We start from the raw sequence: 24,510 nt of genomic DNA on the forward strand, positions 1-24,510 counted from the left end.
GGCCGGTCAGCGGCGCTTCTTCCGGCCCGCCAGCAGCCGGGGCAGGCCCGCGGGGGCAGGACGCCGGGTCGTCACCGGGGTCGCCGGCGGGGGCCCGGCCAGGGAACCGTCGGGCAGCGGTGCCGTCACCCCGGTCGGTTCCAGACGCAGGACCCGGCACTCACGGGCCCAGCGTTCCGGCATCGCCTCGCCGTCGGGCGCGTTGAGCCGCTTGCCCTTGAGCGCGGCGACCGCCGCCTCCCACTCCTCGGAGCCGGACGGCAGCTCCACGACCGTCGCGGCCCAGGAGACCAGCCGCCCGCCCTTGTCCTTGCTGCGCACCGTCACCTCGGCCGGCCCGCCGTCCACCAGCCCCGGCAGCGGCTGCTCGCCGGGACCGTCGCCGACCAGGCACATCGCACCCTCGTGCCACACATGCCACAGCGGCCGGGCCGGGACACCGGGCCCCTGGACCCAGACGAGGCCCGACTTCTTGGTGGCCTCCTCGACGAGGGCCCGGTCGAACAGCGCACTGGTCGCACTTGTCATGGGCCCAGCCTATCCAGGGCCGCGGAGCCGGATTCCGGATGCCAGGGCCCTCCCGGTCTCCGGTTTCCGGTCCTTCCGGCCTTCGGTCTTCCCGGTCTCCGGCTTCCGGTCCTCCCGGTGCCGGTGTCAGAGCCACCCGTTGCGCTTCAGCGTGCGGTGGATGCCCAGACAGAGGGCGACGGTCACGCCGAGGACCACCGGATAGCCGTACTTCCAGTGCGTCTCCGGCATGTAGTCGAAGTTCATGCCGTACACACCGCAGACCATCGTCGGTACGGCGATGATGGCGGCCCACGAGGTGATCTTGCGCATGTCCTCGTTCTGCGCCACGGACGCCTGCGCGAGGTTGGCCTGGAGGATGGAGTTGAGCAGTTCGTCGAAGCCGATCACCTGCTCGTGCACCCGGGCCACGTGGTCGGCGACGTCCCGGAAGTACTTCTGGATCTCCGGGTCGATCAGCCGCATCGGCCGCTCGCTCAGCAGCTGCATGGGCCGCAGCAGCGGTGACACCGCCCGCTTGAACTCCAGCACCTCGCGCTTGAGCTGGTAGATCCGTCCGGCGTCGGTGCCGCGCGGGGTGCCTCCCCGGCCCGGCGAGAACACCTCCGTCTCCACCTCGTCGATGTCGTCCTGCACCGCGTCGGCGACCGCGAGGTAGCCGTCGACGACGTGGTCGGCGATGGCGTGCAGGACCGCCGAGGGGCCTTTGTCCAGCAGCTCGGGGTCCTCCTGGAGGCGGTGCCGCAGGGCCCGCAGGGAGCCCTGGCCGCCGTGCCGGACGGTGATGAAGAAGTCCCGGCCGGTGAAGCACATCACCTCGCCGGTCTCGACGACCTCGCTGCTGGAGTTGAGCCGGTCGTGGTCGAGGTAGTGGATGGTCTTGAAGACCGTGAAGAGTGAGTCGTCGTAGCGCTCCAGCTTGGGCCGCTGGTGGGCCTGGACGGCGTCCTCCACGGCCAGCGGGTGCAGTCCGAACTCGCGTGCGACACCGGAGAATTCGTCCTCGGTCGGCTCGTGCAGGCCGATCCACACGAAGCCCGAGTCGCGGCGCACCAGGCGCATCGCCTCCTGCGGGGTGAGCGGGCCTTCGGTCTCCACGCGCCGGCCGTCGCGGTAGATGGCGCAGTCGACGACCGCGGTGGCCGTCGCCGGGTCACGGGTGGTGTCGTACGGGGAGCTGCTCTCCTTGCGCAGCGAGACACGGGAGGGACGGACCACGGCGCGCAGGTCGCGGATCATCGACATGGCGGGCTCCTTCGCGAAACGGGCAACGAAAGGCGCCGGTGCGACGGGCGGAACCACCCGGAATGAGGACGTCCGTACCAGAAATGACCCGGCCTCCGGGAAAGCCGGGGCAGGGGATGTTTGGCACGTCCACAAAGCGGGGAGCACCGCATCGTCGCGGTGGCGAGTCTCGTCGCTGATGCAGCTACTGGGGCAGATCAGTCGGGACGAAACGAAATGCTCTTCCGATGAAGACGCGATGATGCGAGGTGGCAGCCGGAACGGAGCAGCTACATCAACGGGTGGAAGAGCGGGTGCTACTGCACGGTCGACTTCGGTCCATGCCAGCCCCACCTCCTCCGGCCGGTCCCCCGTGAGGGACGATCCTGATCCCCTGGGGGGATTCCCCCGCAAGGGGAGCGTCATAGCGGTACAGGGGCTCCGACGGACTCTCCCAGTGCCCTGAAAATGCCCTGACGGGCCTGGGCGTTGCCTGGGGGCCTTACTGCGTGCTGCCCCGAACCACCGGGCCACACTAGCAGCCGCCCTCCGTGTCAAGGCGCCGCTTCGCCCGTTGCCGACGAGTTCTATGCTCGCCGCATGGCAGACGTTCTTCCTCTGGTCGAAGCCCGGTTGCGTACGGCCCTGGGCGAACCGGACGCACGCGCGGCGGTCACCTTCCTGGGGACGGACCGCGTCGAGGTGCTGCGCTTCCAGGCGGGCGACATCGTGCGCTATGCCACCCTCGGCATGTCCGCGCAGCCCATGGCCGACCCCACGGCGGTGATCGCGGACCCGGTCGCGGGCCCGCGTGCGGAACTGGTGCTGTCGGTACGGACCGGTCTCGCCGACACCGACAAGGTGCTCCGCCCGCTCGCCGTGCTCGCCGCGTCCCCGCAGGTCGAGGGCGTGGTCGTGGCCCCCGGCGCCTCCCTCGACGTCGGTGGACCACTGTGGCCCGGGGCCCCGTTCACCTCGGTGCTGGTCGCCGAGCCGGGCGGTCTGGTGGAGGACCTGGAGCTCGACGAGCCCATGGAGCCCGTACGGTTCCTGCCGCTGCTGCCCATGACGCCGAACGAGGCCGCCTGGAAGCGGGTGCACGGCGCCCAGGCCCTCCAGGAACGCTGGCTGACCCGGGAAACGGACCTGAGGCATCCCGCCCGCGCCTCCGTCGCACTGGACTGAACGGCTCCCCCGCGGGGTGGGCGAGCGCCGCGTGGGAGTGAGCAAACTCACCTGTGTCGGCCCGTCACCATCGATCCACGAGGTCCCGGTTGGCGAGGACCACGACGGCCTGGGGGGCAACCGGGAGCACGGGCGGGCCGGTCGGTGGTGGAGGGTGACCGGTTCGGCCCGGACGGGTGGCCGTCCTTGACGTGGAGAGTGACCGGTTCGGTCCGGACGGGTGATCGTCCTTGACGTGGCGGTGCGAGGGTAGGACCGTGGGGCCCTATGAGGGGCGAACCCAGTTGCCCGAAGTGTGGTGGCCGGGTCAGGGCTCCCGGCCTCTTCTCCGATGCCTGGCAGTGTGCTGCGCACGGCACCGTGCATCCGGTCCAGCCCGTGATACCGCCGAGCGTCGAGGCTCTCGACGTCGTCGTGCACCGTACCCGGGTGCCGGTGTGGATGCCGTGGCCGCTGCCGGTGGGCTGGCTGTTCAGCGGTGTGGCCAGCGCCGGTGACGACCGCAGCGGCGGCCGCGCCAGTGCCGTCGCGTGCACCGGACCCGGGCCGCTGGGCGGCATGGGCGAGCTGATCCTGGTGGCCGAGGAACTCGGCGTCGGACTCGGCGCGCGGTACGCGGGCGTCGACGGCCCGGACCCGGGGCCGTACCTGGACGTCGAGAAACCCGCCGACACCAAGGTGCTGGCCGCCGGCCGCCCGACACCGCTCTGGCACGTCTCCGGGCCGCCGGACGACCGGGCCGTCTTCGCGGGCGAGGCGCTCGGGATGTGGCTGTGGGCGGTGGTGTGGCCCGAGCAGTCCGGGCTCCTGATGTACGACGAACTGGTCCTCACCGACCTGCGGGACGCCGGGGCCGAGGTGGAGCTGGTGCCCTGCGGCGCGCTGTCCCCGCGGCTGATGGAGGCGCCGTGATCCGTGGCGGCGGGGGAGCCGGTGGGGAGCGTCGGCGCGAGTGCGCGGACAGGGAAAGGTGGATGTAGGGGGCGCCGGGCGGGTTCGGGTGTGACCGGAGTACGCGGAAGTGCGGTTATCCTGAAGCGTCCCCGTCCGCCCGTCACCGCTTGGAGCCACGCGTCGTGCGTATCGATCTGCACACCCACTCCACCGCGTCCGACGGTACGGACTCCCCGGCCGAGCTGGTCCACGCGGCCGCCGTCGCCGGTCTCGACGTCGTCGCCCTGACCGACCACGACACCACCCGCGGACACGCCGAGGCCCTCGCGGCACTCCCCGCGGGGCTCACGCTGGTGACCGGCGCCGAGCTCTCCTGCCGCTACGACGGCATCAGCATGCACATGCTGGCCTACCTCTTCGATCCCGAGGAGCCGGCGCTGCTCGCCGAGCGCGAGCTGGTCCGGGACGACCGGGTGCCGCGGGCCCGGGGCATGGTCGCCAAGCTGAACGACCTGGGGGTGCCCGTCACCTGGGAGCAGGTCGCGCGGATCGCCGGCGACGGCTCGGTGGGCCGCCCGCACATCGCCACGGCACTCGTCGAGCTGGGTGTGGTGGAGACGGTGAACGACGCGTTCACCTCGCAGTGGCTGGCCGACGGCGGCCGGGCCCACATGGCGAAGCACGAGACCGACCCCTTCGAAGCGCTCCGGCTGATCAAGGGCGCGGGCGGGGTGGCGGTCTTCGCCCACCCGGCCGCGAGCAAGCGCGGCCGGACCGTACCGGAGTCCGCCATCGCCGAACTGGCCGAGGCCGGTCTCGACGGCATCGAGGTCGACCACATGGACCACGACCCAGGGACCCGGGCGCGGCTGCGGGGCCTCGCGAAGGAACTGGGACTGCTCGTCACCGGATCCAGCGACTACCACGGCAGCCGGAAGAGCTGCGTGCCCGGCGAGTTCACCACGGACCCCGAGGTGTACGGCGAGATCACACGCCGTGCGACCGGCGCGTTCCCGGTGCCGGGGACCGGCGGCGCCTGAGCCGCCCGTCCGTACGCCCCCGGGCGGGCGCCCCTCGCAGGGGCGGCGCCCGCCCTCCTCCTGGGCTTTCCCGCTCCTTGAGGCTCCCCGTTCCGGGCCCGGGCGTCGAGTGCTTCCGGGCACGTGTCCTTCCGGTGCCCCCTGCTCGCCGCTCTCCCCACCCCTCCTCTCCCTCTTCTCTCGTTCGTTTCACAGCAAGGCAGTCATGTTCGACGTCGCCGTCTTCGGCTCCCTCTTCCTGACCCTCTTCGTCATCATGGATCCCCCCGGAATCACCCCGATCTTCCTGGCCCTGACCGCCGGCCGGCCCGCCAAGGCGCAGAAGCGGATGGCCTTCCAGGCCGTCTGCGTGGCCGGTGGCGTGATCGTCCTGTTCGGGCTGATCGGGCAGCAGATCCTCGACTACCTGCACGTGTCCGTGCCCGCGCTGATGATCGCGGGCGGGCTGCTGCTCCTGCTGATCGCGCTCGACCTGCTCACCGGCAAGACCGACGAGCCCCAGCAGACCAAGGACGTCAACGTCGCTCTGGTGCCGCTCGGCATGCCGCTGCTGGCCGGGCCCGGCGCGATCGTGTCGGTCATCCTCGCCGTGCAGAAGGCCGACGGCGGCACGGCCCAGGTGTCGGTGTGGGCGGCGATCCTCGCCATCCACGTCGTGCTGTGGCTGGTGATGCGGTACTCGCTGCTGATCATCAGGGTCATCAAGGACGGCGGGGTGGTCCTGGTGACGAGGCTCGCGGGCATGATGCTCTCCGCGATCGCCGTGCAGCAGATCATCAACGGGGTCACGCAGGTGATCCAGGGCAGTTGACCATGCCGCCCGAGCCGCGCGGGACGGCCGCGCGCGGGGCGGGGGAGGACGGGACGGCCAGGCGCGGGACGCACGGAGCCCCCGTATCCGGCGATGGCGGTACGGGGGCTCCGGAAGGTCGGCGCGGACCCGGTGTCCTGCGTTACGAGGCCGGTGTGTCGGCCGGGCGGATCCACAGGCGCTGCCCGATGGCGGCGGCCTGCTGCACGATGTGGTTGACGGAGGCGGCGTCCACGACGGTGGTGTCCACGGCAGTGCCGTCGACGTCGTCGAGTCGCATGATTTCGAAGCGCAAGGGCTTCTCCCTTCGTCTGGTCATCCTCCTGGAGGAGAACTACTGGGGTGGTCGGAACGGTCCGGAGTGGTCCGTGCTCCATCAGTGCTCAACGAGTTGCCCCCTGCAAACATTCCCTACGCTAAGGAAATTCTTCGATCTGCTAAATACTGACGAGTAAGGTTTTCGTGGGAGACCGACCGGGACCGGTTGTGTTCGCACAGTGACCGCCGGGACAATGGAGGCGATGAACGACGACCTGGCGGACCTGAGCTCCCGCATCGACCGCACGAACGAGCTGCTCCAGCGCATGCTCGCCGAGGTGGCGAAAACGCCCTCCACGCACGCGATCTTCGTCGACGCGGGCTATCTGTACGCGGCGGCGGGGCGGCTGGTGGCCGGGACGGAGGACCGCCGGGCCTTCGACCTCGACGCCGAGGGGCTCATCGACGCGCTCATCGACCGGGCCCGCACCATCTTCGCGGACAGCAGACTGCTGCGCGTCTACTGGTACGACGGTGCCAGGCGCCGCATCCACACCGCCGAGCAGCAGACCATCGCCGAGCTCCCCGACGTGAAGGTCCGCCTGGGCAACCTCAACGCCAACAACCAGCAGAAGGGCGTCGACTCCCTGATCCGCTCCGACCTGGAGTCACTGGCCCGCCACCGCGCCATCAGCGACGCGGCCCTGCTGGGCGGCGACGAGGACCTGGTCTCGGCGGTCGAGGCCGCCCAGGGGTACGGCGCCCGGGTCCACCTCTGGGGCATAGAGGCGCCCGAGGGCCGCAACCAGGCCGAGCCCCTGCTCTGGGAGGTCGACAGCCAGCGCACCTTCGACCTCGACTTCTTCAAGCCGTACGTCTCCCGGCGCACGGGCCCCATGTACGAGCCCGCGACGGGCCGGCCCGCCCGCGAGGACGTCCGCTTCGTCGGTGCGCAGATCGCCGCGAAGTGGCTCTCCGCACGCGGGCGGGACTCGCTGGTGGAACTGCTGCCGGGCCGTCCCTACCTGCCCGGCTCGGTCGACCAGGACCTGCTGGTGGAGGCCGAAGGGCTGCTGCAGTACTCCCTGCGCGGCCAGGCCGACCTGCGACGCGCCCTGCGCGACGGCTTCTGGACCCACCTCCAGGGGCAGTACTAGGCGTACCGGGTGTTACTGGATGTTACCGGGTGTACTGGGTGAGGGGCCCGGCGGCGGTGGCGGTGGTGCCGGCGTTGCCGGTGGGGCGGGGCTGGAGGCCGTCCCAGAAGTCGGCAAGGGCTTGCGCGGTCGGCCCGGGCCGGTCGACGGCGGGGGAGTGCTCGGCCCCGGCGACGACCGTGCGGTGCGCGTTCAGGCGTACGGCCATGACGTCGAGGTCCGGTACCGGCCAGGTGTCGTCGTGCGCCCCCGACAGCACGTGGAACGGCAGCGGTACGGCGGCGAGTTCGGTGACCAGGTCCGGCTCCACGCACAACTGCCTTCCCGTGGCAAGTAGTTGAGCTGGGCTGGTGCCCAGCCAGCGGCGGCGCAGATGCTCCTGGCCGCCGATCCCGCGCGCGGGCCCGCCGACCTCCTCCGGCGGGCCCAGGGCCAGGACCGCCTCCCAGCACTCCGCCATCGTCATGCGGGAGAGCGCGTCCCGCAGCAGCTTCACGCGCTGCTCCTGGGAGACCGAGATCCGGGCGGGACCGGACGAGACCAGAGTGAGCGAACGGAAAGGGGAGTGGTCCTCGAGCACCGCGGCGCGGGCGATCTGGCCGCCGAGCGAGTGCCCGACCAGATGCAGCGGTACGTCCGCTCCGTGCGGAGCGCGGAGCGCCTCCGCCTGCGCGAGCACGTCCCGCGCCAGCTCCGCCCGCGCGTACGCGGACTCGTCGTCCAGGGGCCCGTCCGACTCGTACTGGCCCCGCCCGTCCACGGCGACACTGCGGTACCCGCGGGCGGTGAGCGGCCCGTGCACCAGGGTGAAATCCTCCTTGCTCCCCGTGAGCCCGGGCAGCGACAGCACGACCCCCTTCGGCTCGACCCCGCCGTCCGGCGGCACGTCGACGACGGCGAACTCCCCACGGGCGGTGCGGAGCCGGTACGCCCGAGCGCCGGCCGGCAGCTCGGAGAAGGGAGAGGGGGCAGGGGAAGCGGAAGCGGAAGCGGAAGGGCAAGGAGAAGCAGGGGGAACGGGGGAGGGGTGGCTGGTCACGGGGTGAGGGTAGCGGGCACCGGGGTGTGAGCGGGGTGCCGGGTGACGCCGACGGCCCGGCCCCACAGGTGCGGGACCGGGCCGTCGGACGGCGCCTCTGGTGCGCGTCAGACCTCCGTGGGCTCCGCGGGAGCCGTCGCGGCGGCCTTGCGGGCGCGGCGGACCCGGGGCTTGGCCTCGGCCGTCTCCGGCTCGGCCTCGGACGCGGCCTGTGCCGGGATGTCGGCGGTGCCCGCGGTGGTGGCCTTGCGGGCGCGGCGGACCCGGGGCTTGGCCTCGGCGGTCTCGACAGCCCCAGCGGTGTCGACGGTCTTGGCGGCAGCCGTCTTCCGGGTGCGCTTGGGCTTCGCCTCGGCCGTGTCGACCGCCGCGGTCTCCGGCATGGCCTCCGCCTGCTGCGTGGTGGCGGCCGCCTTGCGGGTGCGGCGGGCCCGGGGCTTGGCCTCGGTGGCCTCGGCCGGGTCCACGGTCGTCTCCGCCGTCGCCGTGGCCTTGCGGGTGCGCCGGGGCTTGGTCGCCACGGCTGCCTCCGGCTCGGCCTCGGACGCGGCCTGGGCCGGAATGCCGGCCGCGGTCGTGGTGGCCTCGGCCGTCGCGGTGGCCTTGCGGGTGCGGCGGCGGGGCTTGGCCTCCGTGCCTTCGGCGGTGTCGAGCACGGCCTCGGCCGCGACGGCCTCGGGGGCCCCGGCCACGCTCTTGCGGGTGCGGCGCGGCTTGGTCTCCGCCGGCTCCGGGGCGGACGCGGCGGTCGCCTCGGCCGTGTCCACCACTGCCTCGGCAGCCGAAGGCACAGTCGCGGCCGCGGACTTGCGGGTCCGGCGGCGGAGCGGCTCGGCGGCGGGGGCCTCGGGCTCGTCGGTCACCGGGGTCGCTGCGGTCGTGGCGGCGTTTTCGGCCGACGGGGCGACGGCGGCCGTCACCGCCGTGTCGGCCGCGGTGTCGGCCGCGGTGTCGACGGCTGCCGTCTCCGCGGACCTGCGGGTCCGGCGGCGGCGCGGCTTCGACGGGGTCTCGTCCGACGGGCCCCCGAGGACTTCCGGGGCCTTTGGGGCGTGCCCGGTCGTGCCCTCCGCCGTCGCGACAGCGGCCTCGGCGGACTCGGCCGCGGTCACCGGAACCGTGGCCGCCTCGGCCGCGGCCCCACCGCGCATACGGCGACGGCGACGCGGAGCGCGGGAAGCCGTGCCGGCCTCCGCCTCACCCGTGATCCCACCGCTGCCCTCGACGGCCGGGGCCGCCGGCTGCTGCGCCGACTCGCTCAGCGGTGTACCGCCACGCGTGCGGCGACGGCGGCGTGGCGTACGGGCCGGACGCTCGTGATCGGCCGACCGGGAGTCACCCCGGTCGCCCCGCTCGCCCCGGTCGCCGCGGCCGCCCCGGCCACGGCCGCCCATCTCGCCCAGGTCCTCCAGCTCCTCCGCGTCGAGCCCGGCGCGGACGCGCTCCGAACGCGGCAGCACACCCTTCGTGCCCTCGGGGATGCCGAGGTCGGTGAACAGGTGCGGGGAGGTGGAGTACGTCTCCGGCGGGTTGCCGAAGCCCAGGTCCAGCGCCTTGTTGATCAGCTGCCAGCGCGGGATGTCGTCCCAGTCGACCAGCGTGATCGCCGTACCCTTCGCCCCCGCGCGGCCGGTACGGCCGATGCGGTGCAGGTACGTCTTCTCGTCCTCGGGCGACTGGTAGTTGATGACGTGCGTGACGCCTTCCACGTCGATGCCGCGGGCGGCGACGTCGGTGCAGACGAGGACGTCCACCTTGCCGTTGCGGAACGCGCGCAGCGCCTGCTCGCGGGCACCCTGGCCGAGGTCGCCGTGGACCGCGCCGGAGGCGAAGCCGCGCTGCTTGAGCTGGTCGGCGAGATCGGCGGCGGTGCGCTTCGTACGGCAGAAGACCATGACCAGGCCCCTGCTGTCCGCCTGGAGTATCCGCGCGACCATCTCGGGCTTGTCCATGTTGTGCGCGCGGTAGATGAACTGCGTGGTGTTCGCGACCGTCGCGCCCTCGTCGTCCGGCGCGGTGGCGCGGATGTGCGTGGGCTGCGACATGTAGCGGCGGGCCAGTCCGATGACCGCGCCCGGCATCGTCGCCGAGAACAGCATGGTCTGGCGGCGGACCGGAAGCAGGTTGATGATCTTCTCGACGTCGGGCAGGAAGCCCAGGTCCAGCATCTCGTCGGCCTCGTCGAGGACGAGTGCCCTGACGTCCTTCAGGTTCAGCTTCTTCTGCCCGGCCAGGTCGAGCAGCCGGCCCGGGGTGCCGACGATCACGTCGACGCCCTTCTTCAGGGCCTCGACCTGCGGCTCGTAGGCCCGTCCGCCGTAGATCGCGGTGACGCGCACATTGCGCACCTTGCCGGCGGTCAGCAGGTCGTTGGTGACCTGCGTGCACAGCTCACGGGTCGGGACGACGACGAGTGCCTGCGGCGTGTCGGTGAGGTCCTCGGGCTTCGCGCGGCCCGCCTCCACGTCCGCGGGGACGGTCACGCGCTCGAGGAGCGGAAGACCGAAGCCCAGCGTCTTGCCGGTACCGGTCTTGGCCTGGCCGATGACGTCCGACCCCGACAGGGCCACGGGGAGCGTCATCTCCTGGATGGGGAAGGGGGTGATGATGCCGACGGCTTCAAGGGCTTCGGCGGTCTCGGGGAGAATCCCGAGCTCTCGGAACGTAGTCAGGGTGCTGCCTCTTCTGTGTGCGCGGTGCGAGGCGAGCGCGGGGGTCGTCTATGGACCGTGCCGGGGACGTCGGCTGCCTTACGGGGATGCCGTAGGGCACGGGACCACTGCCGACGCTCTAGCGCTCGTACCGCTGAGGGTCCCTCCGATCGTCGTACGCAATGTGCCGTACGGTCAGGGAGAGCGGTCGGGGCGGAGCCGATCGGGCCTCCGACCGGGCATCCTCATACAAGCGCCCTGTCGACTACGTCAGAGTATTCGGCAGGCGCATTACCACCATACCCCGAATTCGCGCACACGCCATGGCCGATGTGGCCACGTACTCGTCGTCACACGTGCTGACCAGCACCTTACGGCTCGCGACAAGCGGGCTATTGTGCGGATTATGACGAGCTCTGACATGCCCGACCGCGCCGAGGACACCCCCGAGACCCCCGCCGCGCCGACCGGCGTCGCCGCCATGGACTGGGCGGCCGCCTCCGCCGACCCGCAGTACCGTGCCGCCATCGTGGACCTGCTCGGCGCGCTCGCGTACGGGGAGCTGGCGGCGTTCGAGCGGCTCGCGGACGACGCCAAACTGGCGCCCACGCTGGAGGACAAGGCGGAGCTGGCGAAGATGGCGTCGGCCGAGTTCCACCACTTCGAGCGGCTGCGCGACCGGCTGGCCGGGATCGGCCAGGAGCCGACCGCCGCGATGGAGCCGTTCGTGGCCGCGTACGAGGGCTTCCACAAGCAGACGGCGCCCTCCGACTGGCTCGAGGGTCTTGTCAAGGCCTACGTCGGCGACTCGATCGCCAGCGACTTCTACCGGGAGGTCGCGGCCCGGCTGGACTCCGACACCCGCGCGCTGGTGCTGGGCGTGCTCGACGACACCGGGCACGGCGGGTTCGCCGTGGAGAAGGTGCGCGCGGCGATCGACGCGGACCCGCGCGTGGGCGGGCGGCTCGCACTGTGGGCGCGGCGGCTGATGGGTGAGGCGCTGTCCCAGTCGCAGAGGGTCGTGGCCGACCGGGACGCCCTGTCGACGATGCTCGTCGGCGGTGTTGCGGACGGCTTCGACCTCGCCGAGGTGGGCCGGATGTTCTCCCGGATCACCGAGGCCCACACCAAGCGGATGGCGGCCCTGGGCCTGGCGGCCTGAGAGCCGCCGGGCCTCGCAGGGCTCTGCCCGGCTCCGCAGGGCTCTGGGGGGCTGTGGCGAAAGGGGCGTCTGCCGCGCGATGCCCGGCAGGCACTCCTGCCGCACCGCCCGGAAACCCGGGTACGCCCGCTTGGTACGAGGGCTTCCGGGCGGCACGCCGGGAGTACGCGCCCCCAGGCTCTCGGCTTGGCTCGAGCGGGGAACCCCCATGACGCAGTGCGGTCGTCCTCCGGGCGACGACGTCACTTTCGCCACAGGCCCCGGGGCGGCCGGTGCCGGCGGGGCCGGTTCCGGCGGCCGGTCAGGCGGTCGCCGACCGGCCGCGGAGTCTGCCCGAGGGGCGCAGCAGCAGCGACAGCGACGCCACGGAGACGATCGCCGCCCCGAACAGAACCGTCAGCAGGCGGCCCGCGTCCAGCGCGCTGTGTGTGAGGAACGCGCCGAACAGGGCCCCGGCCACACCGGTCGACAGGACCAGGGTGCGGGCGGGGAGGCGGTGCGGCAGGCGGCGCGTGGCCGCCCATGCCAGAGCCAGGCCGAGGATCGCTGAACTGAGCGCTTCCAAGAGCATGTCGGGGTCCCTCCCACATGGCCGGCCTGCTCGCATCGGTCGTAACCCGTCCTACCCCTGACCTGCGGAATCCAATCCTTCCCTGTAAGGGACCTGTGCGCCGTCCGTGAGGAGCGGACACGGTGGTGGGCGGCAGGGGGAAACGACGGGGTGCGCAGGGAACGACACAGGGGAGAAGCCGAACGGAGCAGACGCGGAGAGAAGGGCCGGAGGTGTCGGGGCGCAGAGGCTCGGCGCGCGGAGCGGAGCGCCGGGTATGCGAGAGGTACGGGGCGCGGACACGGAAGGGTCCGGCGGCTCGAGGTGCCGAGCCGCCGGACCCTTCCGTGCCTGCCGGTGTTCCGCCGGCCGCCGCCTACAGCGCGCCGAAGCCCACCTTGCGCGGGGCCGGCTCGCCGATCTCGACGTAGGCGAGACGGTCGGCCGGGACCAGGATCTTGCGGCCGTGCTCGTCCACGAGGCTCAGCAGCTGAGACTTCCCGGCCAGCGCCTCGGCCACCACGCGCTCGACCTCCTCGGCGCTCTGACCGCTCTCCAGAACGATCTCGCGGGGCGCGTGCTGCACGCCGATCTTGACCTCCACGGCTATGTCCCTCCGACGGTCAGTGAAGTGCGCGACCTTCCGCGCCGTACCCAGCACACATTAGCCCGGTGAGGGGATGTGCACGCTCAGCCCCCGCAACGCCAGGAGCGAACAGCGGACGGGAACAAACGGCCGTCTCCGCCCGCCGGCCTCCGCGGCCCGGTGCTGTCAGAACTGCTGCTCGCTGCCGTGCAGCGGGAATCCGGCGATGCCCCGCCAGGCCAGCGAGGTCAGCAGCTGGACCGCCTGGTCGCGCGGCACGCTGCGGTCGCTGTGCAGCCAGGACCGTGCGACCACCTGGGCCAGACCGCCCAGCCCCGAGGCGAGCAGCATCGACTCCTGGCGCGACAGCCCGGTGTCCTCGGCGATGACGTCGCAGATCGCCTCGGCGCAGTCGTTGGTGACCCGGTCGACGCGCTCGCGCACCGCGGGCTCGTTCGTCAGGTCCGACTCGAAGACCAGGCGGAAGGCACCGCCGTCGTCCTCGACGTACGCGAAGTAGGCGTCCATGGTCGCCCGTACGCGCTGCTTGTTGTCGTGCGTCGACGCGAGCGCGTGACGCACCGACTGGATCAGCGACTCGCAGTGCTGGTCCAGCAGCGCCAGATACAGGTCGAGCTTGCCCGGGAAGTGCTGGTAGAGCACCGGTTTGCTGACGCCCGCACGCTCGGCGATGTCGTCCATCGCCGCCGCGTGGTACCCCTGCGCGACGAACACTTCCTGGGCGGCGCCCAGCAGCTGGTTCCGTCGGGCACGGCGCGGCAGGCGTGTGCCCCTCGGGCGCACGGTCTCTGTCTGCTCGATGGCTGTCACGCCGCCTCCCATTGTCGTCCACATGCGGTGTGAGCCGCGCCGTCATCGTACTTTTCGGTAACCGTGCTGTGCGCGGTGAGAGCGCAGAATTTCACGCACCGGACGACGCCGAAAGCCGTACGGACGGTTTCAAAAGCTGTCAGAGAGGGCACGGCGAGGCCTCGCCTCCGTGTGGAGCTCTCTCCTGGAGGCGGCCTTCGGCGGCCTCCCCGGCTCTCTCATCGGTAGTCGTCCTCGTCGAGGGAGACGACCCTGGCCTGCTCGGCGAGGTCCGCCTCATTGGCGCGGTCGATGTCGGCGCCGGTCAGCGGCTCGTCACGGTCCGGGGTGAGGTCCGCGTGCTGCTCGGCCGTGTCGGCCTCCGGCGCCTCGACGCCGTACTCCAGGTGTTCGCGGGCGTCGTCGGCTTCCTCGAACGTCTCGGGCTCGGTGGGGTCTGATGCCATGGCTGGGCTTCCTTCCTGTGGCCCCCGCCCGGTGCGGGGGGCCACATACGGGTGCCCTCGGTTCGAGCCCGGGAGACACCCGATCCGGGCGCCGTACGGTCCGCGACCGGAGCGTGACGCCGTGTGCACGCGGCGGGGGCGGCGGTCCTGTGATCGTCGACACATGAACCCCGGCGTGATCGTCTCGTAACATTGCCGCATGTCTTCGACCGACCTGCCGTCCGTGCCGCCCGCGACCGTTCTTTCCGAAGCGGCCGCCGTGAGGGTCGCCGAGGGCGAGCGGCTCAGGTCGGTCCAACTTCCGGGCGTCACCCTGTCCGTGCGGTCGAGGCCGCCCGTGCGAGAAGGGCTCCCGCCCGCACTCCACATCCACGGGCTCGGGGGGTCGTCGCAGAACTGGTCGACGCTGATGCCCCTTTTGGACGACGCCGTCCACAGCGAGGCCGTCGACCTTCCGGGCTTCGGCGACTCGCCGCCCCCGGACGACGGCAACTACTCGATCTCGGCGCACGCCCGCGCGGTGATCCGTTATCTCGACACGGCCGGGCGCGGCCCCGTGCACCTCCTGGGCAATTCGCTCGGCGGCGCGGTCGCCACCCGTGTCGCCGCCGTACGCCCCGACCTGGTCCGGACGCTCACGCTCGTGTCACCGGCCCTTCCCGAACTGCGTGTGCAGCGCACCGCCGTGCCGACGGGACTGCTGGCGGTGCCCGGGGTGGCCCCGCTGTTCACCCGGATCACCCGGGGGTGGACCGCGGAACAGCGCGTCCGCGGGGTCGTGGCGCTCTGCTACGGGGACCCCGGGCAGGTGACGCCGGAGGCGTTCCGCCACGCCGTGCAGGAGATGGAGCGACGGCTGCGGCTGCCGTACTTCTGGGACGCCATGGCCCGCTCCGCGCGGGGGCTCGTCAACGCCTACACCCTCGGCGGCCAGCACGGGCTGTGGCGCCAGGCCGAGCGGGTGCTCGCGCCGACCCTGCTGCTGTACGGCGGACGGGACCGGCTCGTCGGCTTCCGGATGGCCGGGCGAGCGGCCCGCGCGTTCCGCGACTCCAGGCTGGTCACCCTGCCCGACGCGGGACATGTGGCGATGATGGAATACCCCGAGGCGGTGGCCGCCGCGTTCCGCGAACTCCTCGCGGATGCAACGGATTCGACGCCGGAGGGGGATACTTTGGAGCCGGGCGCGAAAGGCGCCCCGGGCTCGGCCGCCGGTATCGCCGCGGACGGGACCGCCGACGGCGGGCCAACCGCCGACAACCTGAGGGGCTGAGGCGCGACGTGGGACGCCACAGCCGCCGTGGACCCGCGCCCAAGGGCGACGCCCGACCGGCGCGGAGTGCGACGCCCCCGGGGCAGGGGGCGGCCTCCGGCGGGACCGGCGCGTACGGCCCGCCCGGGCAGGAGGCGCGGGGTGACGGCGCACCCGCGGGAGCCGGAACCCCTGCCCGCGGAGTGCCGCGGCTTCCGGACGGCCGGCTCCCGGACGGGAGGCCGGCGCGTGGAACGCCCCGCTTCCCCGACGGCACGCCCGCCCACGGCTTCCCCCGCCCGCCCGACGGCACCCCCGCGCACGGCGTTCCGCGGGCCGCTCGTGGCGGCGGCCACCCCGAGCAGCGGGAACCCGGCGGCGGCTGGGGAGAGGTGGCGGGACGCGGCGCGGGTGCCGGGCCGGCCGGCAGGGCCGTGCCCCTGCCGGGACAGCGCCAGGCACCGCCCGAGCAGCCGCGCGGGCCAGGGGGACCGCGCGGGCGGCAGGGCCCGCGGCAGGACTACCTCGACGCCTTCGGTGAGGGCGACGACGTCTTCACGCCCCGTCCCCCCGCCACGACCCGCCCGGCCTCCGGCGCGGACTGTGCGCACCCCGCGGATCCCTGCGCCGCCGTCACCGACTGGAGCCCGGCCCCGGTCGCCGGGGCCCCGGCCGGCCCCGACGGCGACGCGCCGCCCACCGGGGCGACGGAGCAGAGCAAGGGTGCCAAGGGGCGCGCGTTCACCGGGATCGCGGCCGCCGCCGTCACCACCGTGCTGGCGGTCGTCGTGGCCGGTCAGGTCGCCGAGGAACGCGACGGTTCCGACGACCTCCAGGCGCAGTCCGCCCCCGAACAGGCGGCGCGCGACGTCCGGGACCCCGGCGTGAACGGGGGCGCGGGCGACGAACGGGGCACCTCCCCGGGAGCCTCCCGCGCCGAGCCGCTGACGTACGCGCAGAAGATGGACGAGAAGTTCCCGTTCAGCGCCACGGCCGAGGGCTCGGGGAGGTTCGACGCGATGACCGGCATCGCCGACGGGTCCGGCAAGGGACAGCGGATCACCTACCGCGTGGACGTGGAGCAGGGGCTCGGCCTGGACGGGGCGCTCTTCGCCGAGGCGGTGCACAGGACGCTCAACGACAACCGCAGCTGGGCGCACAACGGCGCCCGCACCTTCGAACGCATCCACTCCGGCCGCCCCGACTTCGTCATCACGCTCGCCAGTCCCGCGACGACCGCCGAGTGGTGCGCCAAGTCCGGCCTGGACACCACGGTCGACAACGTGTCCTGCGACTCGGCGGCCACCGAGCGCGTGATGATCAACGCGTTCCGCTGGGCGCGGGGCGCCACGACGTACGGCGACGAGCTGCTCGCCTACCGCCAGATGCTGATCAACCACGAGGTCGGCCACCGCCTCGGGTACAACCACGTCACCTGTGACAAGGACGGCGACCTGGCCCCGGTCATGCAGCAGCAGACCAAGTTCCTCGAACACGACGGGATCAGGTGCCGGCCCAATGCCTGGGCTTATCCGAACAGCTGACGGTATCCGCTCCCTTAGCGCGACCCAACGCGCCCCACGCGGGAAAGTTACGACCGTTCACCCCTTCTGATGGTGCGACGGACAACCGTCCATCACGCCACCACCTTGTCCGCATACGTTCGTCCCGCTACGAGCCGCCGGGTCAACGGCGGCTCCCCATACGGGAGATCGGGGGTGCACTCGTGCGCATCGGGCTGCTTACGGAGGGTGGTTATCCGTACGCGAGCGGTGACGCCGGACTCTGGTGCGACCGTCTCGTGCGCGGACTCGGGCACCACGAGTTCGACGTCTACGCGTTCAGTCGCAGCGAGGCCCAGGAGGACGACGGCTGGGTGCCGCTGCCGCCGCAGGTCGGCCGGGTGCGCACCGCGCCGCTGTGGACGGTCGAGGACGACGGGGTGGTGTACGGCAGGCGCGCGCGCCGGCGCTTCGCCGAGCACTACGGTGAACTCGTCGCCGTCCTCTGCGCACCCGACTCCGCGACGGCGACCCTCACGGTGGCACCCGACGAGGGCCCCGGGGGTGCCGGAACGGCAGGGACGACCCGTGCCCCGGCCGAGGCGGACCGTTTCGCCGGGGCGCTGTTCGGTCTCGCCGAACTCGCCCGCGACGAGGGCGGTCTCACCACCGCCCTCCGCTCCGAGACCGCCGTACGCGTCCTGGAAAGCGCCTGCCGTGAGCCCCGGGTGCTGCCGGCCGCGCGGGAGGCCCGGGTGCCGGACCTGCTGGCCGTGGCCGCGCACCTGCACCAGGCCCTGCGCCCCCTCTCCCTCGACTGGTACGAGGAGGACGGACTCGGCGCGGTCGACCTGTGCCACGCCGCCTCCGGCGGCACGGCCGCCCTGCCGGGTCTGCTCGCCGGCCACTTCTTCGGCGTCCCCCTGCTGGTGACCGAGTACGGCGTCCGACTGCGCACGCACTACCTGACCCGGCCGGACTCCTCACCCGCGGTCCGGTCCCTGCTCGCGGCCTTCCACGGCCGGCTCGCCGCCGAGACCTACCGGCGGGCCGCGTTCATCACCCCGGGCAACGCGCACGCCCGCCGCTGGCAGGAGCGCTGCGGCGCCGACCGGGCGAAGGTCCGTACGGTCCCTCCCGGAATGGACGCGGCGCCCTTCACCCGGACGGGTGAGTCGCCGGAGCGCGCCGCCCCGCACACCCTCGTCTGGACCGGCCGGGTGGAGCCCGCCAAGGACCTGGTCTCGCTGCTGCACGCGTTCGCCCGGGTCCGCACGTCCGAGCCCTCGGCCCGCCTGCGGATCATCGGCGGCCCGGCCGGTCCCGAGGGCGCCCCCTACCTCGAGCACTGCAGGGACCTGGCCGCACGGCTCTTCCCGGACGGTGCCGGGAGCCCACACGCCGACGGCTCCGGCCCGGTGTCCTTCGAGGAGATCGGCGGCCCGGGACTCACCGGCCCCGCCGACGCGTACGCGGCGGGCGCCGTGACCGTCCTGTCCAGCGTTGTCGAAGGCTTCCCCGCCGGACTCGTCGAGGCGATGTTCGCGGGCCGCGCGACGGTGTCCACGGACGTCGGCGCCGTGGTCGAGGTCATCGGCGGCACCGGACTCGTCGTCCCCCCACGCGACCCGCGAGCGCTGGCCGAGGCGTGCGTGTCGCTGCTGCGCGACCCCGAGCGCCGCGCGCGCCTCGGTGCCGCCGCGCGCGCCCGCGCACTCGAACTGTTCACCGTCGAGCAGAACGTCGCCGCGTTCCACCACCTGTACCTGAAGACCGTCGCGCGCACCCCGGTCCGCCGCGTCCTCCTGAACGGCACCGGTGATCCGCTGCCCTTCGCCGCACCCGCCGAGGCCCGTGTCCCCGGCCGCTGGGCCGGCCCCGCCTCCCACCGGCCGTCCCGCACCGTCCCGGCCTGGGCCACGGACACGCCCGTGCGGGCCACCGCCTCGGCCCGGTCCGCGACCACCCCGGTGGCGGACGCGTCGCCCGTCCCCGCGACGGAGGCGGCACGATGACGGGCCTGGACGAACTGGACCACGAGACCGCGCAGCCCCGCGCCGGCCGGGGCACCGCCGACCCCGTGAAGGCGCTGCTGCACCGCCACCGCGAGCTGTGCGAACGCGCGGTGGACCCCCTGGAGATCGCGGCGGGCCTCGAGGCGCACGGCGTCACCGACCGGACCGCCGCACGCTTCCGGCACCGGGACGTCTTCTCCCTCGCGGAGGAGCTGTACGCCCGCATCCCGCGCGACGGAGACGTCTCCCGCCCCTCCGCCGGCAGGAACGCCCCCGGGCTCCGCGCCGGCTGGGTCGTCCTCACCCTGCTCCCCGGCGTCCTCGGCCTCGCGGCGGTGGCCGCCCTGCGCCTCACCCACGGCCAGACCCGCGTCTACGCGGTCGCCGCGGGCGTCCTCGTCATCGCCCTGGCCATGCGCGCGGCCCTGCGACGCGGCAGGCCGTCAGGCACCAGGCCCGCCGTGTCCGACCCACCCACCACGGGCACGGCGGCCGGGACCTGCTGGCTCGTCGGCTACGCCCTCCTGGGCGACGGCCTGCTCCGGACCGCGATCGCCGGCGGCCCCGACACCCTGCCCACCGGCGTCACCGGCGTCACCTCCGACGGCGGCTGGGCGCTCGCCGTCGCCCCGGCCCTGGCCCTCACCCTGGCCTTCGCCCCCGGTGCCTGGAGCGCCCGGCTGTTCGCCGTACGGGCCCGCCGCAAGGTCGCGGCCAGCCGCGACCTCGAGGACTTCGCCGACTCCGTGCGCCCCCTGCTGTTCGGCGCCCTCGCCCTGTTCCTGTGCGCCCTGGCCGCTCTCTTCGCCTTCTGCGCCACGGCCCTGGACGAGCCCTTCACCCTCCACGAGGTCCTCACCCTGGGTGCCCTCTTCTTCCTGGCCCGCCTCCTCTCCCTGCACGGATTCACCCACGCGCCGAAGGTGATCCTCGTCGCCGCGGCCCTCGCCCAGGCAACCGTCCTGGCCGTGGTCCTCACGGCCCGCCTGCCCGGCTGCGGGGCGCTGGCCACCCCCGTGGAAACCCTGGTCACCGCCTGGGACCCCAGCGGCGTCCCCACCCTCATCTGCGGCGGGGCCGCCCTGACCCTTCTGATCCACGCAGCACGCACCCTCACCCGAGCCTCGGCCCACGCCCAGCCGGAGGCCCCATCCCAAGGAGATCCCGCATGATCACCCGTCCAGCACCCCCGGTCGCCACAGGAGCCGCCCGATGAGAGTCCTGCTGATCGGAGCAGGCGGCTACCTCGGCCGCTTCGTCGCCGACCGCCTGCTCGCCGACCCGGCCGTCCAGCTCACCGCTCTCGGCCGCGGCGACGACGCCGACGTCCGCTTCGACCTCGCCACCGGCAGCCCCGGCGCGCTCACCCGCTTCCTCGACGCCGTCCACCCCGGCGTCGTGGTCAACTGCGCCGGCACCACCCGCGGCGGAGCCCGCGACCTCACCCGGCACAACACCGTCGCCGTGGCCACCGTCTGTGAGGCCCTGCGCCGCAGCGGCTGCGGCGCCCGGCTCGTGCAGATCGGCTGCAGCGCCGAGTACGGCCCCAGCCAGCCCAACTCCTCCACCGCGGAGGACGCCGTCCCCCGCCCCGGCGGTCCGTACGGCGTGAGCAAGCTCGCCGCGACCGAACTCGTCCTCGGTTCCGGCCTGGACGCCGTGGTCCTGCGGGTCTTCTCGCCCGCGGGCCCCGGCACCCCCGCCGGCTCGCCGCTCGGCCGCCTCGCCGAGGCCATGCGCCGTGCCATGCAGGCCGGCGACGGTGAACTGAAGCTCGGCGGTCTCGGCGTCCAGCGCGACTTCGTCGACGTCCGGGACGTGGCCCGAGCCGTCCACGCGGCCTCGCTCTCCGCCGCGCAGGGGGTCATCAACATCGGTTCGGGCCGCGCCGTCCGCCTGCGGGACGCCGCCGGGGCGCTCGCCCGGGTCGCCGGGTACAGCGGCGTCCTGAACGAGCTCGACGGTCCGCCCGGCGCCCACCTCTCCCACTCCGGCCACAGCGGGCACGGTGGTCACGCGGGGCACACCGCCCACACCCCGCATCCGAGGCCGGCCATCGGGCACCCCCGGGGCGAGTCCGACCAGCACACGGTCTCGGTCGCGTTCCCCTACCCGGACGGCTGCGGCAGCTGGCAGCAGGCGGACGTGCGCACCGCGCGCGACCGGCTCGGCTGGCGCCCCCGTATCAATCTCGAGGAGTCCCTCGCCGACATCTGGATGGAGGCGGCATGCCGTATCTGATCCACCGGAACCATCCGGGCGGTCCGAGTCACCAGGGCGGTCCGGCCCGTCCGGGCAGTCCGGTGCCTCCGAGCGGTCCGGCCCGTCCCGGCCGGCCGCCGCGGGCGACGGCAGACCCGGGGCCGGCACCGGCAGGGGCGCAAGCGCTGGTGTCCGCACCGGCTCCGGGGTGCCCGGTCCGGCGTGTCCTCTCCCCGCTCCGGCCGAGTGGAACGCGTTCACCCGCCCGGGGGCCGCTGCCCGGCCACTGGGACGATGTCGTCTCGCAGGTCGGGATGGGTGTCTCGGAATGAAAAAGGCCATGGCACTGTTGGGGGGAAGAACAACCGTAGTGATTGACCGACCAACGGAGTCCCCGTGTCGTTGCCACCCCTGGTCGAGCCGGCCGCCGAGCTCACCGTAGACGAGGTCCGCAGGTACTCCCGCCACCTGATCATCCCCGACGTGGGGATGGCCGGGCAGAAGCGGCTGAAGAACGCCAAGGTGCTGTTCGTCGGCGCCGGTGGCCTGGGTTCGCCGGGGCTGATGTACCTGGCCGCGGCGGGCGTGGGCACGCTCGGCATCGTGGAGTTCGACGAGGTCGACGAGTCGAACCTGCAGCGGCAGATCATCCACAGCCAGGCCGACATCGGCCGGCCCAAGGCCGAGTCCGCGCGCGACACGATCAAGGGCATCAACCCCTACGTGAACGTGGTCCTCCACGAGGAGCGCCTCGAGGCCGACAACGTGATGGGTCTCTTCGGCGACTACGACCTCATCGTCGACGGCACGGACAACTTCGCGACCCGCTACCTGGTCAACGACGCGTGCGTGCTGTTGAACAAGCCCTACGTCTGGGGCTCGATCTACCGCTTCGACGGCCAGGCCTCGGTGTTCTGGTCCGAGCACGGCCCCTGCTACCGCTGCCTCTACCCGGAGCCCCCGCCCCCCGGCATGGTCCCCTCCTGCGCCGAGGGCGGCGTCCTGGGCGTGCTGTGCGCGTCCATCGGCTCCATCCAGGCCAACGAGGCCATCAAGCTCCTCGCCGGCATCGGTGAGCCGCTGGTCGGCCGCCTGATGATCTACGACGCCCTGGAGATGCAGTACCGTCAGGTCAAGGTCCGCAAGGACCCCGACTGCGCGATCTGCGGCGAGAACCCGACCGTCACCGAGCTCATCGACTACGAGGCCTTCTGCGGCGTCGTCTCCGACGAGGCCCAGGCGGCGGCGGCCGGCTCCACGATCACTCCCAAGCAGCTCAAGGAATGGATCGACGACGGCGAGAGCATCGAGATCATCGACGTCCGCGAGCCGAACGAGTTCGAGATCGTCTCCATCCCCGGCGCCCGGCTGATCCCGAAGAACGAGTTCCTCATGGGCAGCGCCCTGGAGAGCCTCCCGCAGGACAAGAAGATCGTCTTGAACTGCAAGACGGGCGTCCGCAGTGCGGAAGTCCTCGCGGTCCTGAAGTCCGCGGGCTTCGCCGACGCCGTTCACGTCGGCGGCGGCGTCGTCGGCTGGGTCAACCAGATCGAACCGGCCAAGCCGATCTACTGACCGATCCCCGGGCAGGCCCCGGGCCCCGGGCGTTTTCGGCGGGGGCTCCGCGCACCACGGATGCGCGGAGCCCCCGCCGTCGTCAAGAGCAGACCCTGCCGTCCTTCGGCACCGTGCCGTCCAGCAGATACGCGTTCACGGTGGAGTCGACACAGTCGCTCCCACTGCCGTACGCACCATGGCCCTCGCCCTTCCAGGTGAGCACGGTTCCCACGCCCTCGCCCAGCTCGTCCGCCATCCGCTGCGCGCCCTCGTACGGGGTGGCGGGGTCGCCGGTGTTGCCGATCACCAGGACCGGCGCGGCACCCGGCGCGCTCACCTCCGGGGTGTCGTGCTGGCCGGGGACCGGCCAGTCGTGGCACCAGCCGGCCGTGTCCCAGCCGAGGAACGGGCCGAACACCGGCGATATCCGCTCGAACTCCGGCAGCAGTTCCTCCGTCTCGGCCACCGTCATCCGCTGCTTGTCGTCCAGGCACGATATGGCCCGCTGCGAGTGGGTCGTCGTGCCGTACTTCCCCGACGCGTCCCGTTCGTTGTAGCCGTCGGCCAGCGCCAGCAGCTCCGAGCCGTCACCCTCCTCGGCCGCCTCCAGGGCACTGGTCAGCACCGGCCAGCTGGTCCGGCTGTACAACGGGAGGACGATGCCGGTCAGCGCCAGCGACTGGGTCAGTTCCCGCCCCTGCGAGGACGTCGGCAGCGGCTCGGCGTCGATCCGGTCCAGGAGCTCCGCTATCTCACGCGACCCCTGCTCGGGGTCCCGGCCGGTGGACTTCAGATAGTTGTCCAGCGCGCGCTGGAATCCGCGCGTCTGGTTCTCGGCGTGCCCCACCGTGTCGGCGGTCGGGTCGACCACCGCGTCGAGAGTCAGCCGTCCCACCTTCTTCGGGAACAGGTGGGCGTAGACGCCGCCGAGTTCGGTGCCGTAGGAGATCCCGAAGTAGTTGAGCCTGTCGTCCCCCAGAGCCTGCCGGATGCGGTCCATGTCACGGGCGGTGTCGGTGGTCGATACATGGGCCAGCAGCTCGCCGGCCGACTCCTGGCAGCCCTTCCCGAAGTCCGCCGCGTCCGCGAGGTACGCCTGCCTCTCGGCCGGGGTGTCCGGGGTGAAGTCCACCGACTCGGCCGCCTGGATCTCCTCGTCGTCCCGGCAGCGGATGCCCTCGCTGGCGGCCACCCCGCGCGGGTCCCAGCTCACCAGGTCGTACCGCTCGCGCAACTGCGAGGCGGTAGTGGCGTAGGAAGGCATCCCGGACACGCCGGAGCCGCCGGGGCCGCCGAAGTTGAACAGCAGGGATCCGAGACGGTCGTCCCCCGTGGCCTTCGCCCGGATCATCGCCAGCCCGATCGTCCTGCCGTCCGGCTCCGACCAGTCCAGTGGCACCTCGAGCGTGCCGCACTGCCATTCCCCACCGGGGGCGGGCGTGTCCCCGGAGGCCTCGCAGCGCCCCCAGTCGATCGCCGTCCCGCCGCTCCTGTCCTGGTCGTCGGAGCCGTCGTCGGAGGAGCCGCCGCTGCACCCTGCCGTCAGCAGCGCGGCACAGGCCGCCAGCGCCGTCCACCGTACGAAACGCGTCATGTGCCACATTCCCCTCGCGGGCCGTC

The 24,510-nt window shown here is 72.8% G+C and carries 22 protein-coding genes; 12 read left to right on the forward strand and 10 right to left on the reverse strand.

Features of this window, described 5'->3' with window-relative positions; translation table 11 throughout:
• Window positions 1-6: 6 nt before the first annotated feature.
• Window positions 7-528, reverse strand: a complete 522-nt coding sequence (locus TU30_RS22225) for a hypothetical protein (protein ID WP_042172738.1) — start codon at window positions 526-528, stop codon at window positions 7-9.
• Window positions 529-654: 126 nt separating this feature from the next.
• Window positions 655-1,773 carry a magnesium and cobalt transport protein CorA gene (locus TU30_RS22230; RefSeq protein WP_042172740.1) on the reverse strand — a complete coding sequence of 373 codons (1,119 nt, stop codon included), beginning with the start codon at window positions 1,771-1,773 and terminating at the stop codon, window positions 655-657.
• Window positions 1,774-2,352: 579 nt separating this feature from the next.
• Here TU30_RS22230 and TU30_RS22235 point away from each other — a divergent pair.
• From TU30_RS22235 to TU30_RS22250, 4 genes are all read left to right on the forward strand, one after another.
• Window positions 2,353-2,937 (forward strand): suppressor of fused domain protein, encoded by a 585-nt coding sequence (locus TU30_RS22235; RefSeq protein ID WP_042172742.1) that lies wholly within the window; start codon window positions 2,353-2,355, stop codon window positions 2,935-2,937.
• A 267-nt stretch (window positions 2,938-3,204) separates the two neighbouring features.
• Entirely contained in the window at window positions 3,205-3,849 is a 645-nt protein-coding gene (locus TU30_RS22240; RefSeq protein ID WP_042172744.1) for a DUF6758 family protein, read from the forward strand.
• 164 nt (window positions 3,850-4,013) lie between these two features.
• Complete coding sequence (locus TU30_RS22245) at window positions 4,014-4,871, forward strand: PHP domain-containing protein (RefSeq protein ID WP_042172746.1); 858 nt, start codon at window positions 4,014-4,016, stop codon at window positions 4,869-4,871.
• A gap of 205 nt (window positions 4,872-5,076) precedes the next feature.
• Window positions 5,077-5,682 (forward strand): MarC family protein, encoded by a 606-nt coding sequence (locus TU30_RS22250; RefSeq protein ID WP_042172748.1) that lies wholly within the window; start codon window positions 5,077-5,079, stop codon window positions 5,680-5,682.
• Window positions 5,683-5,824: 142 nt separating this feature from the next.
• On the opposite strand, the gene TU30_RS36565 is transcribed toward TU30_RS22250, so the two are convergent.
• Window positions 5,825-5,977, reverse strand: a complete 153-nt coding sequence (locus TU30_RS36565) for a hypothetical protein (RefSeq protein ID WP_176726152.1) — start codon at window positions 5,975-5,977, stop codon at window positions 5,825-5,827.
• Between the two features lie 226 nt (window positions 5,978-6,203).
• On the opposite strand from TU30_RS36565, the gene TU30_RS22255 reads away from it, so the two are divergent.
• The gene (locus tag TU30_RS22255) at window positions 6,204-7,097 is read left to right on the forward strand and encodes an NYN domain-containing protein (protein ID WP_042172751.1); all 894 of its coding nucleotides are present in this window, start codon (window positions 6,204-6,206) and stop codon (window positions 7,095-7,097) included.
• A gap of 22 nt (window positions 7,098-7,119) precedes the next feature.
• Here the strand turns inward: TU30_RS22255 and TU30_RS22260 are convergent, their stop codons facing one another.
• Together TU30_RS22260 and TU30_RS22265 are read right to left on the reverse strand one after the other, a co-directional pair.
• Entirely contained in the window at window positions 7,120-8,046 is a 927-nt protein-coding gene (locus TU30_RS22260; RefSeq protein ID WP_107068546.1) for an alpha/beta fold hydrolase, read from the reverse strand.
• 197 nt (window positions 8,047-8,243) lie between these two features.
• Window positions 8,244-10,718 (reverse strand): DEAD/DEAH box helicase, encoded by a 2,475-nt coding sequence (locus TU30_RS22265; protein ID WP_042172753.1) that lies wholly within the window; start codon window positions 10,716-10,718, stop codon window positions 8,244-8,246.
• Between the two features lie 475 nt (window positions 10,719-11,193).
• On the opposite strand from TU30_RS22265, the gene TU30_RS22270 reads away from it, so the two are divergent.
• Window positions 11,194-11,949 (forward strand): ferritin-like fold-containing protein, encoded by a 756-nt coding sequence (locus TU30_RS22270; protein WP_042172755.1) that lies wholly within the window; start codon window positions 11,194-11,196, stop codon window positions 11,947-11,949.
• Between the two features lie 301 nt (window positions 11,950-12,250).
• Here the strand turns inward: TU30_RS22270 and TU30_RS22275 are convergent, their stop codons facing one another.
• The 4 genes from TU30_RS22275 to TU30_RS22290 all read right to left on the reverse strand — a co-directional run bounded on the left by TU30_RS22275 (window position 12,251) and on the right by TU30_RS22290 (window position 14,362).
• On the reverse strand, window positions 12,251-12,520 hold the full coding sequence (locus TU30_RS22275) for a hypothetical protein (protein ID WP_042172757.1): 270 nt from the start codon (window positions 12,518-12,520) through the stop codon (window positions 12,251-12,253).
• A 355-nt stretch (window positions 12,521-12,875) separates the two neighbouring features.
• Entirely contained in the window at window positions 12,876-13,103 is a 228-nt protein-coding gene (locus tag TU30_RS22280; protein WP_019522837.1) for a DUF3107 domain-containing protein, read from the reverse strand.
• A 168-nt stretch (window positions 13,104-13,271) separates the two neighbouring features.
• The gene (locus TU30_RS22285; RefSeq protein WP_042172863.1) at window positions 13,272-13,916 is read right to left on the reverse strand and encodes a TetR/AcrR family transcriptional regulator; all 645 of its coding nucleotides are present in this window, start codon (window positions 13,914-13,916) and stop codon (window positions 13,272-13,274) included.
• 218 nt (window positions 13,917-14,134) lie between these two features.
• The gene (locus tag TU30_RS22290) at window positions 14,135-14,362 is read right to left on the reverse strand and encodes a hypothetical protein (RefSeq protein ID WP_042172760.1); all 228 of its coding nucleotides are present in this window, start codon (window positions 14,360-14,362) and stop codon (window positions 14,135-14,137) included.
• Between the two features lie 199 nt (window positions 14,363-14,561).
• Here TU30_RS22290 and TU30_RS22295 point away from each other — a divergent pair, with 199 nt between their 5' ends.
• The 6 genes from TU30_RS22295 (at window position 14,562) to moeZ (ending at window position 22,908) form a co-directional block, all read left to right on the forward strand.
• Window positions 14,562-15,635, forward strand: coding sequence for an alpha/beta fold hydrolase (locus TU30_RS22295; RefSeq protein ID WP_042172762.1), 1,074 nt, complete (start codon window positions 14,562-14,564; stop codon window positions 15,633-15,635).
• Window positions 15,636-15,643: 8 nt separating this feature from the next.
• Window positions 15,644-17,158 carry a DUF3152 domain-containing protein gene (locus TU30_RS22300; protein WP_078878433.1) on the forward strand — a complete coding sequence of 505 codons (1,515 nt, stop codon included), beginning with the start codon at window positions 15,644-15,646 and terminating at the stop codon, window positions 17,156-17,158.
• A gap of 182 nt (window positions 17,159-17,340) precedes the next feature.
• Window positions 17,341-19,131, forward strand: a complete 1,791-nt coding sequence (locus tag TU30_RS22305; RefSeq protein WP_042172766.1) for a DUF3492 domain-containing protein — start codon at window positions 17,341-17,343, stop codon at window positions 19,129-19,131.
• Window positions 19,128-20,303, forward strand: coding sequence for a hypothetical protein (locus TU30_RS22310; protein WP_042172768.1), 1,176 nt, complete (start codon window positions 19,128-19,130; stop codon window positions 20,301-20,303). Before TU30_RS22305 ends, TU30_RS22310 begins: the two co-directional genes overlap by 4 nt.
• A gap of 40 nt (window positions 20,304-20,343) precedes the next feature.
• The gene (locus tag TU30_RS22315; protein ID WP_042172770.1) at window positions 20,344-21,372 is read left to right on the forward strand and encodes an NAD-dependent epimerase/dehydratase family protein; all 1,029 of its coding nucleotides are present in this window, start codon (window positions 20,344-20,346) and stop codon (window positions 21,370-21,372) included.
• Window positions 21,373-21,729: 357 nt separating this feature from the next.
• Complete coding sequence (gene moeZ / locus TU30_RS22320; protein WP_042172772.1) at window positions 21,730-22,908, forward strand: adenylyltransferase/sulfurtransferase MoeZ; 1,179 nt, start codon at window positions 21,730-21,732, stop codon at window positions 22,906-22,908.
• 82 nt (window positions 22,909-22,990) lie between these two features.
• Here moeZ and TU30_RS22325 read toward each other — a convergent pair whose 3' ends face one another.
• The gene (locus tag TU30_RS22325) at window positions 22,991-24,484 is read right to left on the reverse strand and encodes an alpha/beta hydrolase (protein ID WP_042172773.1); all 1,494 of its coding nucleotides are present in this window, start codon (window positions 24,482-24,484) and stop codon (window positions 22,991-22,993) included.
• Between the last annotated feature and the right edge of the window lie 26 nt (window positions 24,485-24,510).

It is taken from the genome of Streptomyces sp. NBRC 110035 (assembly GCF_000829695.1).
In the GTDB taxonomy this organism is placed as follows: domain Bacteria; phylum Actinomycetota; class Actinomycetes; order Streptomycetales; family Streptomycetaceae; genus Streptomyces.

Coding starts and splice junctions, on each gene's coding strand:
- TU30_RS22225 (WP_042172738.1), bottom strand. CDS start 528: ATGACAAGTGCGACCAGTGCGCTGTTCGACCGGGCCCTCGTCGAGGAG.
- TU30_RS22230 (WP_042172740.1), bottom strand. CDS start 1,773: ATGTCGATGATCCGCGACCTGCGCGCCGTGGTCCGTCCCTCCCGTGTC.
- TU30_RS22235 (WP_042172742.1), top strand. CDS start 2,353: ATGGCAGACGTTCTTCCTCTGGTCGAAGCCCGGTTGCGTACGGCCCTG.
- TU30_RS22240 (WP_042172744.1), top strand. CDS start 3,205: ATGAGGGGCGAACCCAGTTGCCCGAAGTGTGGTGGCCGGGTCAGGGCT.
- TU30_RS22250 (WP_042172748.1), top strand. CDS start 5,077: ATGTTCGACGTCGCCGTCTTCGGCTCCCTCTTCCTGACCCTCTTCGTC.
- TU30_RS22255 (WP_042172751.1), top strand. CDS start 6,204: ATGAACGACGACCTGGCGGACCTGAGCTCCCGCATCGACCGCACGAAC.
- TU30_RS22265 (WP_042172753.1), bottom strand. CDS start 10,718: ATGACGCTCCCCGTGGCCCTGTCGGGGTCGGACGTCATCGGCCAGGCC.
- TU30_RS22270 (WP_042172755.1), top strand. CDS start 11,194: ATGACGAGCTCTGACATGCCCGACCGCGCCGAGGACACCCCCGAGACC.
- TU30_RS22275 (WP_042172757.1), bottom strand. CDS start 12,520: ATGCTCTTGGAAGCGCTCAGTTCAGCGATCCTCGGCCTGGCTCTGGCA.
- TU30_RS22290 (WP_042172760.1), bottom strand. CDS start 14,362: ATGGCATCAGACCCCACCGAGCCCGAGACGTTCGAGGAAGCCGACGAC.
- TU30_RS22295 (WP_042172762.1), top strand. CDS start 14,562: ATGTCTTCGACCGACCTGCCGTCCGTGCCGCCCGCGACCGTTCTTTCC.
- TU30_RS22310 (WP_042172768.1), top strand. CDS start 19,128: ATGACGGGCCTGGACGAACTGGACCACGAGACCGCGCAGCCCCGCGCC.
- TU30_RS22315 (WP_042172770.1), top strand. CDS start 20,344: ATGAGAGTCCTGCTGATCGGAGCAGGCGGCTACCTCGGCCGCTTCGTC.
- TU30_RS22325 (WP_042172773.1), bottom strand. CDS start 24,484: ATGACGCGTTTCGTACGGTGGACGGCGCTGGCGGCCTGTGCCGCGCTG.